The sequence below is a fragment of the Nocardiopsis kunsanensis DSM 44524 genome (assembly GCF_000340965.1).
In the GTDB taxonomy this organism is placed as follows: Bacteria; Actinomycetota; Actinomycetes; order Streptosporangiales; family Streptosporangiaceae; genus Nocardiopsis; species Nocardiopsis kunsanensis.
Genome location: NZ_ANAY01000002.1, coordinates 111,771 through 124,587, shown reverse-complemented (window position 1 = coordinate 124,587; position 12,817 = coordinate 111,771). Strand labels below are relative to the sequence as shown.

Sequence of the window (12,817 nt, the reverse complement as noted above, 5' to 3'; positions counted from 1 at the left end):
GGGTTCCGTGGCCGGCCGCAGGGAGAGTACCGCCCGCGCGGTACTCGGACAACCCGCAAGGGGGAAGACCGCACCCATGCGCCTGTTCACCGCACTCGATCCGCCGCGCCAGGTCACCGACGCCCTCCGCGACGCGGTCCGGCGCGGCCGCCGCCACGAGCCACGACTGCGTTGGACCGCCCCCGAACACTGGCACCTGACCCTGGTGTTCCTGGGGGAGGTCGCCCCCGAACGCCTGCCCGCCCTGGAGCCGGGGCTCGAACGGGCCGCCGCGGCGCACCCGCCGCTCGACCTCGCTCTCGACGGCTGGGGCACCTTCCCTCCGCAGGCCCGGCGCGCTTCCGTCCTGTGGGCCGGGGTGGGCGGGCACACGCGCGAGCTGGCCGCACTGGTCGGGGACCTGCGGTCGGCCGTGGAGGAGGCCGGGGTGGAGACCGGCGCGCGTCCCTACGTGCCGCACATCACGATCGCCCGCAGCCGTCCCCCGCGCGACCTCGAAGCCACCGTCGCATCGCTCGGGAACCCGCCCCAGCTGCGATGGCGTGCCACCCGGGTCGCCCTCGTGGAAAGCATCCCAGGGCAAGGGACCCGCTATCGGACCGCTCTCACGTGCCCCTTGCTCCGGGGCTGCGCTGACCAGAGCGGAGAGTGAGCGGGCCCGAAGGCGGTCAGGAGCCGGAGACGCTCCCTGATTGGTCCACCACGAACGTTCCCTTGATCGGGAGCGTGATCACAAGTCCTCGTTCCCGAAGCTCTCGGGTCGCCCTCCGCGCCGTGCCGATCGAAACGCCGTACTCCTCTGCGAACTCCCGTTCAGGGGGGAGCCGGGCACCGGGCTTCAGATTCCCGCGTTGTATCTGCCCTGCCACGAAGTCGGCAAGTTCCAGATACAGGTAAGCCGCGTTCGATGGCTGGAAGTCTTCGGGGCTGCTCATGGATGCACGATAAACCGGCCCTGCGCTGCACAAATGTAAGGGACGCGTCCCTTTGCTATACACCGCGTCCTATAGCAAGTAAGGTGAAGGCTCCACAACCGAACAGAGCGGCCCGGCGGTGCTAGCAACACCCCGGGCCCGGACGAACAAACGAGGTGTTCGCCGTGGGCTACGTTATCGCCCTCTTCGCCGTGCTCGCACGGCTGTCCCGTCCTACGTGCGGGGTTCACGTGACCCCGTTCGGCTACCTTCGAGAACTCTCCGCAGAGCTTCGCCGTCGTCGCTCCGGCCGTGTCCGGCGCTACGTCGCCGAAGGGCACACGAGCGAGGCCCCCGCCCCGCTGGTGCCCGCCCCGCGTAAGCCTGCCGACGGCCGCCCCCGTACGGTCCTCTCCTCTCTTGCGCCCGTGGTCGAGCCCCGCGAGGCCGAGGCTCCCGCCGCGCTGGTGCGGGGTTACTACGTGACTCATGAAAGGCGTGAAGCGCTCCGCCGCGCAGGCAGGAACCCTCTCGGAGCCACAGTGCTCTGCGACATCACCGAGGGGGCTGTTGCGTGATGACTGCGAACACCCGCCCGGTGAAGCCGTGCCTCGAACACGGATGCACCCTGCGCGATTCCCACGAGGGGGGATACATGGATCCGGACGGTCGTACGTGGGCGGTCACGTTTCCCACGTCCACCATGGCGTTGCAGGTATCGCTCCTTCTCGCGTCCCCTGGCCTGCCGGCACGCAGCACCGCGACTCTCCGCCGCGCCGACGTGGCCTTCGGGATCTTGGACGCTCTGCTTCGCAGCCACGCCCCGCTCCCCGGGCACTGGAGTGTGGTCGATCCCGGGGACAAGAACGAACGCCAGTACATCACCGACCTGTGTGACGACGTCTCGGAAGCTCTCCGTGAGACAGGAGGGTCGGCCGCGTGCCTCAGCGCGCTCCGTGTGGCGTGTGCGCGGTGGGCGGCTCTGGATGGCGCGCTGCGCGCGGGTGCGCCGTTGCCCGAGCAGTGGCGCTCGTGACCGCCCGGGCATGATGCGGTAGGCAGCAGACAGAGCAGGGCCCGGAACCCGAAGGGAGAGGTTCCGGGCTCCCACCCGCCCCGTGTGCTTGCTCACGCCGCGCAGAGACAGACTGGCCAGGTGGTCAGCAATCAGTGGTCCCAGAGATGTCATGGAGAGCTGCCTTCTTGCGATGGTCGGCGACTCTTCAGGCACGGCTGAGAGAGCGTTCCGTGCCTGGGGACCCACTATCGGACCGCTCTCACGTGCCCCTTACTCTGGGGTACGGATACCGGCCGGACAGCAGAGCGGGGCACGTCATGAGCATGCTCACCAACAACCACAAGCAGCGTTGGCTGCTGCCCGTGGTGCTGGGTTCCATCATGCTCCTGGTCGTCCTGGGCGCCCTGCTCGACTGAGCCCCGGGACCGCGCCCCGCGAGTGCGTGCCTTCGGCTCCCGCCCCCGCGGCTTGACCTTGACGCCGGTGTCAGGGTTCTAGGTTGCCGCCATGACGACACAGAACCCTTCCGTCGGCACCGGCCGGCTCGCGACGGCCTGCCTGGTCCTGGCCGCTTTCGCGATCGGCACCGACGACCTGGTGATCGCCGGTCTGCTTCCTCAGATCGCCGCCGACCTCGGCGTGGGCGTGCCCGCGGCCGGCCAGCTCATCACCGTCTTCTCCCTCACCTATGCGGTCTCCGCCCCGCCGCTGGCCGTGCTCACCGCCCGGTGGCCCCGACGGCCGCTCTTCCTCGGCGGACTCTCCCTGTTCGCGCTGGTCAACCTCGTCACCGCGCTGGCCCCGAGCTACGCGGCCCTGCTGGCGCTGAGGGTGGTCGCCGCCGTACTGGCGGCCGCACTGACCCCCACGGCGTTCGCGATGGCCGCGCAGATGGCCCGGCCCGGACGCGAGGGGAGCGCTCTGGGCGGCGTCGCCGCCGGCCTCACCGTCGCCCTCTTCCTGGGGGTGCCCCTCGGCACCTCGATCGGGACGCTGGCCGACTGGCGCTGGGCGTTCGTGTTCGTGGCCGCGCTCTCCCTGGCCGTTCTCGCGGCCTCCGCCGTCGCCCTCCCCTCCCTGCCCGGATCACCCGCCACACGCGTGTCCGCGCAGTTGCGTCCCCTCGCCCGGCCGGCCGTGCTGCTCTGCGTGCTGGGCACCGTCGGCGGCGCGAGCTGCGGTTACCTCGTGTACACGTACGTGGCGCCGGTGACCAGGGACCTGACCGGTGCCGGAGGGCTCACCCTCGCGGCCCTCATCGCAGTCGCGGGGGTGGCGGGCGTCCTCGGCACCGTCGTGTGCGGCCGCCTCACCGACGCCTGGGGCACCGACCGGAGCCTCATCGCCACCTTCGCCGGACTCGTCGCCGCCTGCGCCCTGTTGGCCGTCCTCGGCCTGTTCGGCGAAGGGTCGCTGCCCGTCTGGGTGCTCGTGGCCGTCTTCGCCTTGTGGGGCTTCTCCGCCTGGGGGTTCGCCGCCCCTATGAGCGCACGCGTCCTCGCTCTGGCGGGTGAGTCCGGTACCGAGGCGGTCGCGCTCAACACCGGGGCCCTCTACGTCGGGGTCACCGTCGCCGGTGCGGCCGGCGGCGCAGCTGTGGCCGGACACGGGGGGACCGGTGCGGCGCTCGCCGCGACGGGGATCGGCCTGGCCGCCCTGGTCCTCATGGCGGTCTCGGTGCGCGTGTTCCCCGCGGCCGGGGGTGTCGCCCCCGGTTCTACTGTGGAGGTGACGGAGGAGAAGGAGGACCCGCATGCGCATCGGTGAACTCGCCGAACTGACGGGGGCCAGTACGCGCGCGCTGCGTTACTACGAGCAGCGCGGGTTGTTGGGCTCGGAGCGTTCGGAGAACGGATACCGCGACTACCCGGAGGAGGCCGTGGCCACGGTCAAGGGCATCCGGTTGCTCCTCGACTCCGGTCTGAGTTCCGACGACATCCGTGCGATCCGCGGTTGCCTGGCGCGTGACCTGTCCACCGAACCCGAGTGCGCCGACGCCCGCGTCCTCTACGAGCGCCGGTTGCGGTCGGTGCAGGAACGCATCGACACACTGACCCGTACGCGCGACCGCATCGAACACCACCTGCGTACGCACGCCGTGTGATGCCCGACCCGCCGACCGGACTCAAGCTGCGGCGGAGGAGGCCAGCTCCGCAGCCCGGGCGACCAGGTCGGCGTTGTTCTCGGCCTCCGTGCCGTCCGGCAGCCGCAGGGTGTCCTCCAGGCCGGTACGTACGTCCATCCCCGCCGACAGCGCCGCCTCCAACATCGGCCACGCCGTCGCGTCGGCGCCGTGCAGCAGCCGCGGACGCCGGTCCTTGGCCTTGTCGAGCAGCGCCACGATCGTGTCGGCGTTGTGCTGCGCGTCCCCGGTATCCACCTGCGTGGGTTCGACGAGCACGGTCGAGACCGTGATCCCCGTCGCGATCAGGATGCGTGTGGCGTCGACCGTCCACAGCCCGGCCTCCACGTCCACTCGGCGGTCGTTCAACAGGTGCACCAGGTCGACCGATCCGGGCTCGTGCAGGTTGACCGTCACCGAGTCCGGCAGTGTCGGCGACGCCCACCGCTGCACCAGGTCGTAGCGGCGCACCGGGTCGGATTCGGCGGAGAGCGCCGTGGTCAACGACACCGGGACCTGTGGCCCGTCGCTGCGCAGACGCTCCATGAGCGCCCCCACCACCTGCGGGTCCAGCGACTCCGCGCCGCCCGGCCCGCGCGGGTGCACGTGGAGGTCGGTGGCCCCCGCGTCGACCGCAGAGTGGGCGTCCTCCACCATCTGGTCGAGCGAGACCGGAAGGGCGGGGTGGGAACCGGGACGGCGGTCCCCGTTGAGACAGGCGACGATCCTCATGGGGCTCTCCTCAGCGTGTCCGTACGCCGAATGTGCCCGCTCGCACGCACACGCAAGCCACCCCCGCCCGCACCGTCCTGGCAGGATGTCGGACATGAGAAGACTCCTCGCGCTCGCCGCAGCCGTCGTCCTCGCGCCCGGCCCGGCCCTCCCGGCCTGGGCCGACACCGACGTGCCCGACGAGACCGGGGAACCGGGCGAACCCGGGGAAGGCCCCAACTATCCGCGCGGTGGTGAACCGCCCGAGGGCTCGGAGACGGCCTTCGAGTTCCAGGACCCGCTCGTCTCCGAGTCCAGCGGGATCGCGCCCTCGCTGCGGCACGAGGGTGTGTGGTGGACCCACAACGACAGCGGCCTGCACGAACCCCGCGTGTACGCGGTCGACGAGGACGGCGAGACCCTCGCGACCCTCACCCTGAACGTGGAACTGCGCGACTGGGAGGCCGTGACCGTCGCCGAGGGGCCCGACGGGAAGCCGCAGATCCACATCGGCGACATCGGCGACAACTTCGGCGGCGGGTGGCCCGACATCCGGGTGTACCGGTTCCCCGAACCCGAGACCCTCGCCGACGCCGCCATCGACCCCACCGCCCTGACTCTGGCCTACGAGGACGGCGGACGCGATGCGGAGTCGATGATGATCGACCCGCGCGACGGTCGCCTCTACCTCGCCTCCAAGGAGTTCTCCGGCGGTCTGTACGCCGCACCCGAGGAGCTCGACCCCGAGGGCGAGAACGTCCTGGAGCGCATCGAATCGGCGCCTCTGTTCGCCACCGACGCCGCCTTCCACCCCGACGGCACCCGGTACGTGATCCGCACCTACTGGGGCGCCACGGTGTACGACTCCACCGACGGAGTGCCCGGCGACGCGATCGGCTCCTTCGACCTGCCGGAGATGGACCAGGGCGAGTCGATCGCCTTCACCCCCGACGGCACCGCGCTCATGGCCGGCACCGAGGGAGAACACGCACCGGTGTGGCGGGTCCCTCTGGCCGATGAGTTCCTGAGCGAGGAGGACGCCGAACTCGCCGCCGGTGACGGCGAGGAGACCGGCGCCTCCCCGGAGGAGGCCGAGAGCGGCGACGGGGACGACGACTCGGCCCTGGGCCTCATCGCCGGGGGTGCCGTCGTCGCCGGTGTCCTCATCGCCGCGGTCCTCTGGCTCGCCCGCCGCAGCTGAGCGGTCGTCGAGACCAGAGTGGGCCCTACGTGGGCTGCGGTTCTGCCCGCGTCATGTCGCCGTAGTCGAACACGGACCGTTGCGGGGCTGCCAGAGGCAGGGCTGCCGTTTACGGGGCGTCTCGGAAGTGGTGCGGGTGCGCACGACGGTCGGGTACACGGTCCAGGGCTCTTGTGGTGTGCGGATTCGTGATTTCGGTATCAGGCCGGCAACGCGTTGGTTCTTGTTGCAGAGGGCAACGGAGAGATGCGTGCGGGGTGAGGATAAGTCTCGTTCCGGAAACAGTGGTGCGCGCGGAGGTCATGAAACTTGCGGCCGCACCTTCACTTAATGCTACTTTTATGTGCGGTTTGTTCGTTCAGTGCGGCATGCCAAATTCACGGGCTTCAGAGGGAAGTGTGGAAACGCAGGAGAAGTGTGTCCGATTCCGTGGGTGGCCCGCCATGGAATCGGGAGGTGACCGGTGGTGACGACCGGAAAGCAAGCCGACCTCGGGGGTGTTGGCGGGCGATCGGGGGCGGATGCTGCTCATGGCGGCGTGCGAAGTTCCTGCTTGAAGCTCACGGCAGTGGGGATGGCGTTGGCGCTACTGGCGACGGACTCCCTGTCATCATTGCCCCGCACCTGACCATGCCGCGGCTCACGCCGGCCTCGGCGGCTGACGTCGATACGCCTGAACAGCAGGACGGCTCCGCGTCCGATCGGACACACCGATCCGAAAGCGCCGTGGTCGAAGGTGATCCCGACGGCTCGTCCTCGGATGCCGATGTACCGGACGAGGCGCTGCCCCGCGAGTGGCCCGATCTGCCCGAGGACGCTGATCCGATGCGTCCCCCGGGTCTGGAGGGAACAGAAGCGCCCGCACAGCCCGAGGAGGACGAGCCGGACGTCTCCGGCTTCGACGAGGACACCAGCGAGGAGGCCGTCGACGAACGCGAAGAGTTCTCCCGTACCTTCGAGAACGAGGACGGCACCCTGTCCACCGATTTCTCGCTGCAGCCTTTCCACTTCGAGGGCGCGAACGGTTCCTGGGAGAGGATTGACACCAGTCTGGTTCCGGAGAATACCGCGACCTGGGCCAACTCCGCGGACTCGCGGGACCTCGCCTTCGCCTCACACGCGGGCAGCGGTGAGTTGGCCCGGATGGAACTGGACGAACACCACAGCCTGGTTTTCTCTCTGGAAGATGCTGCGGGCGTCGAGGGTGAGGTCCTCGACGGGGACGAAGACAGCATCCTTTACGAAGACGCCCTGCCCGGGGCCGACATCGAACTGGAGTCCCTGGTCGGGGGGACCGTGAAGGAGACCATCTGGCTCAACGAGGTTCCGGAGAGCCCCGAAGACGCCACGTGGCGTTTTCCCTTGGAGTTGGATGGTCTCATCCCCGAGCTCCTCGACGACGGCAGTATCGACTTGGTCGATTCGGACGGAGAAAACGCCGGTCACATCCCGGCGGGTTATATGGAGGACTCCGATATCGACCCTCGGTCCGGTAATGGAGCGTGGTCCGAAGCGGTCGAGTTCGCCTTGTTCGAGGAGGACGGGCAGTGGGTACTGGAAGTCACCGCCGACCATGGTTGGTTGACCGACGATGACCGCGTCTACCAGGTCGGGGTGGACCCCACAGCATCATGGAACTACAACGCCTCCCAAGACACCTACGTCCAGAGTGGGTTCAACACCCCGCGGCACACCGATACTGAACTCAAAGCCGGTACGTACGACAACGGTTCCAACCGAGCCGCCTCCTACTTGAAGTTCAGCTCCCTGGTGAGCGAGCTACGCCACCACAAGATCTACGGCGCCCAGCTGTACCTGTTCAACCACTGGTCGTACTCGTGTACGCCGTCCCCGGTTCACGTTCACGAGGTGACGCAGTCCTGGAACCACCGGTCCGTTTCCGACTTCCCGGGCCCCAGCTACAACTCCACCGCCCTGGGGCAGAACAGTTTCGCCCGCGGATGGATGCCTGTGGGAGCATCCAGCAGTTCCTGCCCGGCCCGCTACGAAGGCATCGACCTCGGTTCGCAGGGCCGGGACCTGGTGCAAGCCTGGGTCGACGGTGACAAGGACAACCATGGCCTGACCGTGCGTGCCTCCGAGACCAGCAGTTCGGGCTGGAAGAAGTTCGGAAGCCGGGAATCCTGGGGCGCGCCGTACATGACGGTCACCTACAGCCCTTATCGGGCCGACTACTCCTTTGTGCAGGATTCCCCGGAACTCGACCCGGCGCCGCACCCCAACCGGGGGACCAGCGTCGAGGTCGGTGTCACTAACCGAGGCAAGGAGACGTGGACCCCGGACAACGGTTACGAACTCAGTTACCAGGTCTTCGATGAGGACGGTGACCGCATCTACCACGTCGCTCCCACGACACCGGTGCCGAGCAACGTGGCAACCGGGGAGAGCGTGAACATCAATGCCGAAATCGACCCGCTGCCGCCGGGGACATGGACCATCAAGTTCGACATGACACACGAGGCGCAGTCCTTTGCGGCCTGGGGTGTGCCGTGTGCCGTACACGAACTACGGTTATATCGACACCGAGGACCGGCGCAGCGGAGTCGTCAAGCAGTTCTGCTCCCCTGAAGACCTGAAGGGGGGAAGTAAGCCCAGTTCAGCTGCGGGTGTCATTCCTGGGTACCCTACAACTCCAAAGCACCATCCGAAAATGCCTGAAAAAAAGGGCTACGCCTACAACAAGGGGCATCTTCTCGGTCGGCAGCTCGGAGGGAGCGGATCAGATGCGAGAAACCTTGTCAACCTTCACCGTAGAGCCAATTTCCCCGTCATGGAACGCTATGAGCGCAGAGTGAGAGATTCCGTTAATTCGGGGGAGGATGTTATATATTCAGTTCGCCCAGTTTATGGAAGTGACACCAATGTCCCATCTTTTATTCATATTCAGGCCACAGGGGAAGATGGCCTTCGGATTGATTCTTGCATTTCAAATGAATATTAACCTGTCGCGCTTCATGGTGTGCCGTGTGTAGGGGGTAGGTAGGATGTATCAGGTATTTTTTGACCGATTTTCTGAAACACTCGGGGAGCCGAGTTCGGTCCCGCTGTTCGATCGTGCGCCGGTGGAGGAGGGTCTGGGGAGGGCCCTTCCTGATGATCTTGTTTTCTTGATGAAATCATACGGTTCTATTATTGGGTGGGGTGGTGATGAAACTGTTATCAGGGTAAATGCTACCCCTCGGGTTAAAATGGGTGTTGGGGAGTTTATTGAGAGGCGCAATGAGGACACATATGAAGTCATTGAACCCTTTTGTGGGATATATATTGGAGAGGATTTTGGGAGGTGGGTGGATGCCTCGGTTATTCTGAGTCGAAATCCTTATAATGTTTTCGCTATTGGTGAGGTCGATGGTCGGGACTTGTTGCTTTTCTTTGATGAAGTGATCGGAGGGTGGACTATTGTTCATGACATCGGGGGCGAGTGGTGGCAGTTCGAGGGAGGTATCTGTGAGCTCTTGGTGAAGATGGATAGCGGGGAGGTCAGGATACCTTACATGGAGGATTTTTTCGTGGGGATGGATCTCGAGCAGGAGACGGATGAAATCTCGATATGATGTGAGTAAGAGGTTCGGGAGGCGGCTGGTCCTGGCCTCTGGGGGTGTGGCCGCCCTTGCTGGATGCGTTTGGGGCTTGTCCGCTGTGTTCGGGGAAGGCGAGCTGTCCGTGGGCGACTGCCTGCCGTATGACGGCACTGCGTTCGCGATGATGGCAGAACGTGAGGCGCTGGCCTCGGAGGCAGTCGATTGCTCGCAGGAGCACGGGACCGAGGTCTTCCACGTTGAAACGCTTCCGAGCGGCGAGTACCCCGGGATGAGAGAACTCATGAACACGGCTGCGCAGACCTGCGAAGGCGGGACCTTCGAGGATTTCGTGGGAACCGAGTATCACCGTTCCGAGCTGTACGCCTCGGTGAGCATCCCCAGTGCCACGCTGTGGGAGGAACAGGGTGACCGATCGCTTTATTGTGTTGCGCACGCGCCGGGTGGCAATGTCACGGGCTCCTTGGAGGATGCGAACCGATGACGCCTCGGTACTGGTCATCGATCAAGGGGGCACCCTGGCCACTTGGGATGAAACACCCGTTCCCTCGTGCGACGTCGATCTGATGTTCTTCCGTCCGCACACCTGGCGCAGGGACGGAGCCCAGGGCCATCTCCCGGGCGCCGCCCCCTTCGGGACGGCGCCCTGGGTGGTCACTGCGGGTCGAGGAAGAACTCCCGGGCCAGGAACGCGTGGCGGGAGAAGTCGCTGAAGATCCCGTCCACTCCGATCTCGAAGAAGGCCTCGTACTCGGCCGCGAACCCCCCGTACTCGGTGGAGGCACCTTCCGAGCGCAGGTTCGCGGGCAGGAAGTGGTTCTCGCTGCGGAACGTGAACGGGTGCACCAGCAGTCCGGCCTCGTGCGCGTGCTCGACCAGCTCGGTGGGCGCGCCCGGGTTGCCCTCGTCGTCGGTCGGGACGATCAGACTCTTGTGCGGGCCGATCGCGTGCGCGAACGAGGCGACCTCGGCCAGGCCGTCCGGTGTCGTGTAGTGCAGCCAGTGCTCCTCGGTGCCCATGAGCAATACCAGTGGCAGGCCGGTCTCGGCGAGCTTGCGCAGGCTCTCGGGCTCGAAGGACTGCAGGAACACCGGAACCGCGGGCTCCTCCCCGTGCAGACCCGCCGCCCGCAGCTCGGCGATGAGTGTCGGCTCCAGCTCCAGGCCCTGCGCGACGTGGTGGGCGGGGTGTTTGGTCTCGGGGTAGATGCCGATCGGACGGCCCAGCTCCGCGGTCAGCGACTTCGCGAGCCCGATGACCTCGCCCAGGGTGGGGATCTCGTAGATGCCGTCCATGACCGCGTTGTCGGGGCGCACCTTCGGCATGCGCTCGGCCGCGCGCAGGGTCTTGATCTCGGCCAGAGTGAAGTCCTGGGCGAAGAACCCCTCCGTCTCGCGCCCGTCGACGGTGCGGGTGGTGCGGCGGTCGGCGAACTCGGGACGGTCGGCCACGTCCGTGGTCCCGCCGATCTCCTGTTCGTGCCGGCAGACCAGTGCGCCGTCGCTGGTCGAGACCAGGTCCATCTCGATGAAGTCGCCCCCGTGGCGTGCCCCCAACTCGTAGGAGGCGAGGGTGTGCTCGGGCCGGTGCCCCGAGGCGCCCCGGTGGGAGATGATCTTGATCGGGGGTTCCTTCTTGTTCCTGCGCACAGTCGGACCGTCCTGGGTCGGGCAGAGCCTGCGAGAAGAGGGCCTGCGAAAAACGAGCCTGGGAAAGGGGAGTGGCCGGCCCCGTTCGGGGACCGGCCACCATTGTGCAACGCCCTGAGCGGAGACTGGACCGCTCGCCCGGGACGGCGGGAACTAGGACAGTTTGCCCGCTACGAAGTCGATGCACTTGGTGAGGGCGTCCACGTCACTGGGCTCCACGGCCGGGAAGGTCGCGATACGGAGCTGGTTGCGGCCGAGCTTGCGGTAGGGCTCGGTGTCCACCACGCCGTTGGAGCGCAGCACCTGGGCCACGGCGGCGGCGTCGACGGAGTCGTCGAAGTCGATCGTGCCCACGACCTGGGAACGCTTCGCCGGGTCGGCGACGAACGGCGACGTGAACTCGGTGCGGTCGGCCCAGTTGTAGAGGAGCGACGAGGACTCGTGGGTACGGTCCACGGCCCACTTCAGACCGCCGTTGCCGTTCATCCACTCGAGCTGCTCGGCCAGGAGCAGGAGCGTGGCCACGGCCGGGGTGTTGTAGGTCTGGTCCTTGCGGGAGTTCGTGATCGCGGTGTCCAGGGAGAAGAACTCCGGGATGTAGCGGCCGGAGGCGGCGATCTCCTCGGCGCGTGCGATCGCTCGGGGCGACATGACTGCGATCCACAGGCCGCCGTCGGAGGCGAAGCTCTTCTGCGGAGCGAAGTAGTAGACGTCGGTCTCGGCGATGTCGACCGGCAGGCCGCCGGCACCGCTGGTGGCGTCCACGAGCACGAGCGAGTCCTCGTCGGCACCCGTCACACGGGCGATGGGCGCGGCCACACCGGTGGAGGTCTCGTTGTGCGTGAGCGCGTAGGCGTCCACACCGGCCTCGGCGAAGAGCTCGCCGTGGGTGCCGGGGTCGGTGGTGATGACGTTCGGCTCGGACAGCCACGGTGCGCCCTGGACGACCTTGGCGAACTTGCTGGAGAACTCGCCGAAGGACAGGTGCTGGGACTTCTGGCGCACCAGACCGTGCGCGGCGATGTCCCAGAACGCGGTCGTGCCGCCGTTGCCGAGCACGACCTCGTAGCCGTCGGGCAGTGAGAAGAGGTCGCGCACGCCCTCGCGCACGCGGCCCACGAGGGACTTCACCGGCTTCTTGCGGTGAGAGGTGCCCATGTAGGTCGGACCGGAGGAGGCCAGCGTGTCGAGCTGTGCGGTGCGGACTTTGGACGGGCCGCTTCCGAATCGGCCGTCGGCGGGCAACAGGTTCGCGGGGATCTCGATCTCGTCTGTCACGTCCACCAGCGTAGTGGCGGCGCTGTTCGCCGGGAGGCAGGGGGTGGCAACCAAGAATGTGAAACTTTGTGGATTCGGGGTGAGAAAATGTGAAGTGCGCATGGCGAGTTCTGTTTCCCGCGCCTTCTCCTGTCCATGATCGGGGCAGGTCAGCCCGCTCGGGTCGATCCCCCGGCCCGAGGGGTCTGCATGCTCGTGCGCCGCTGCGGTGCACAGCCCGTTCGGGGGTTCGCTCCTCCCGCGCCGCGTAGTGCAGCGCCGGAGAGTGGACGGGCCGGCCCGGTATTCGGGAACGGGCGCAGGAATCGGGCGATTCTGTGGTGCTGGGGCGGGGATGGGGGATTCTTGGAATGGGGGAGTGGT

The 12,817-nt window shown here is 67.1% G+C and carries 14 protein-coding genes; 10 read left to right on the top strand and 4 right to left on the bottom strand.

The genetic code is table 11. The annotated features are described in order from the left end of the window. Positions 1 to 76 precede the first annotated feature (76 nt). Positions 77 to 652, top strand: coding sequence for an RNA 2',3'-cyclic phosphodiesterase (gene thpR, locus D456_RS0101955; RefSeq protein WP_017574464.1), 576 nt, complete (start codon positions 77 to 79; stop codon positions 650 to 652). Between the two features lie 16 nt (positions 653 to 668). Here thpR and D456_RS25375 read toward each other — a convergent pair whose 3' ends face one another. Further along, positions 669 to 935: a winged helix-turn-helix domain-containing protein gene (locus D456_RS25375; RefSeq protein WP_083904486.1), complete on the bottom strand. Its 267-nt coding sequence runs from the start codon at positions 933 to 935 to the stop codon at positions 669 to 671. 164 nt (positions 936 to 1,099) lie between these two features. Here D456_RS25375 and D456_RS25370 point away from each other — a divergent pair, with 164 nt between their 5' ends. The 4 genes from D456_RS25370 to D456_RS0101935 all read left to right on the top strand — a co-directional run bounded on the left by D456_RS25370 (position 1,100) and on the right by D456_RS0101935 (position 4,036). Continuing rightward, positions 1,100 to 1,492, top strand: coding sequence for a hypothetical protein (locus D456_RS25370; protein ID WP_083904489.1), 393 nt, complete (start codon positions 1,100 to 1,102; stop codon positions 1,490 to 1,492). 77 nt (positions 1,493 to 1,569) lie between these two features. Then, positions 1,570 to 1,950, top strand: a complete 381-nt coding sequence (locus tag D456_RS0101950; RefSeq protein ID WP_017574463.1) for a hypothetical protein — start codon at positions 1,570 to 1,572, stop codon at positions 1,948 to 1,950. A 489-nt stretch (positions 1,951 to 2,439) separates the two neighbouring features. Beyond that, on the top strand, positions 2,440 to 3,699 hold the full coding sequence (locus D456_RS0101940) for an MFS transporter (protein ID WP_017574461.1): 1,260 nt from the start codon (positions 2,440 to 2,442) through the stop codon (positions 3,697 to 3,699). Then, positions 3,686 to 4,036 carry a MerR family transcriptional regulator gene (locus D456_RS0101935; protein WP_017574460.1) on the top strand — a complete coding sequence of 117 codons (351 nt, stop codon included), beginning with the start codon at positions 3,686 to 3,688 and terminating at the stop codon, positions 4,034 to 4,036. The genes D456_RS0101940 and D456_RS0101935 overlap by 14 nt, the downstream gene beginning before the upstream one ends. Before the next feature lie 21 nt (positions 4,037 to 4,057). Here the strand turns inward: D456_RS0101935 and D456_RS0101930 are convergent, their stop codons facing one another. Then, a complete protein-coding gene (locus tag D456_RS0101930; RefSeq protein WP_017574459.1) occupies positions 4,058 to 4,786 on the bottom strand; it encodes a 3-keto-5-aminohexanoate cleavage protein in 729 nt (242 codons plus the stop codon). A 94-nt stretch (positions 4,787 to 4,880) separates the two neighbouring features. Between D456_RS0101930 and D456_RS0101925 the strand changes: the two genes are divergently transcribed. The 5 genes from D456_RS0101925 (at position 4,881) to D456_RS0101910 (ending at position 10,010) form a co-directional block, all read left to right on the top strand. After that, complete coding sequence (locus D456_RS0101925; protein ID WP_017574458.1) at positions 4,881 to 5,966, top strand: hypothetical protein; 1,086 nt, start codon at positions 4,881 to 4,883, stop codon at positions 5,964 to 5,966. 726 nt (positions 5,967 to 6,692) lie between these two features. Then, complete coding sequence (locus tag D456_RS0101920) at positions 6,693 to 8,555, top strand: DNRLRE domain-containing protein (protein ID WP_017574457.1); 1,863 nt, start codon at positions 6,693 to 6,695, stop codon at positions 8,553 to 8,555. 82 nt (positions 8,556 to 8,637) lie between these two features. Next, positions 8,638 to 8,928 carry a DNA/RNA non-specific endonuclease gene (locus D456_RS26785; RefSeq protein ID WP_083904485.1) on the top strand — a complete coding sequence of 97 codons (291 nt, stop codon included), beginning with the start codon at positions 8,638 to 8,640 and terminating at the stop codon, positions 8,926 to 8,928. Between the two features lie 43 nt (positions 8,929 to 8,971). After that, entirely contained in the window at positions 8,972 to 9,541 is a 570-nt protein-coding gene (locus D456_RS27365) for a hypothetical protein (RefSeq protein ID WP_239643752.1), read from the top strand. 85 nt (positions 9,542 to 9,626) lie between these two features. Then, positions 9,627 to 10,010 carry a septum formation family protein gene (locus tag D456_RS0101910; protein ID WP_239643756.1) on the top strand — a complete coding sequence of 128 codons (384 nt, stop codon included), beginning with the start codon at positions 9,627 to 9,629 and terminating at the stop codon, positions 10,008 to 10,010. A 170-nt stretch (positions 10,011 to 10,180) separates the two neighbouring features. On the opposite strand, the gene D456_RS0101905 is transcribed toward D456_RS0101910, so the two are convergent. Next, positions 10,181 to 11,176 carry a glycerophosphodiester phosphodiesterase family protein gene (locus tag D456_RS0101905; protein WP_017574454.1) on the bottom strand — a complete coding sequence of 332 codons (996 nt, stop codon included), beginning with the start codon at positions 11,174 to 11,176 and terminating at the stop codon, positions 10,181 to 10,183. Positions 11,177 to 11,329: 153 nt separating this feature from the next. Then, positions 11,330 to 12,460 (bottom strand): phosphoserine transaminase, encoded by a 1,131-nt coding sequence (gene serC, locus D456_RS0101900; protein WP_017574453.1) that lies wholly within the window; start codon positions 12,458 to 12,460, stop codon positions 11,330 to 11,332. Between the last annotated feature and the right edge of the window lie 357 nt (positions 12,461 to 12,817).

Excerpts from the sequence above, each read along its gene's own strand:
- D456_RS0101925 (WP_017574458.1), top strand. The coding sequence starts at position 4,881 with ATGAGAAGACTCCTCGCGCTCGCCGCAGCCGTCGTCCTCGCGCCCGGC.
- D456_RS0101935 (WP_017574460.1), top strand. The coding sequence starts at position 3,686 with ATGCGCATCGGTGAACTCGCCGAACTGACGGGGGCCAGTACGCGCGCG.
- D456_RS25375 (WP_083904486.1), bottom strand. The coding sequence starts at position 935 with ATGAGCAGCCCCGAAGACTTCCAGCCATCGAACGCGGCTTACCTGTAT.
- D456_RS0101950 (WP_017574463.1), top strand. The coding sequence starts at position 1,570 with ATGGATCCGGACGGTCGTACGTGGGCGGTCACGTTTCCCACGTCCACC.
- D456_RS0101930 (WP_017574459.1), bottom strand. The coding sequence starts at position 4,786 with ATGAGGATCGTCGCCTGTCTCAACGGGGACCGCCGTCCCGGTTCCCAC.
- D456_RS27365 (WP_239643752.1), top strand. The coding sequence starts at position 8,972 with ATGTATCAGGTATTTTTTGACCGATTTTCTGAAACACTCGGGGAGCCG.
- D456_RS26785 (WP_083904485.1), top strand. The coding sequence starts at position 8,638 with ATGCCTGAAAAAAAGGGCTACGCCTACAACAAGGGGCATCTTCTCGGT.
- thpR (WP_017574464.1), top strand. The coding sequence starts at position 77 with ATGCGCCTGTTCACCGCACTCGATCCGCCGCGCCAGGTCACCGACGCC.
- D456_RS0101940 (WP_017574461.1), top strand. The coding sequence starts at position 2,440 with ATGACGACACAGAACCCTTCCGTCGGCACCGGCCGGCTCGCGACGGCC.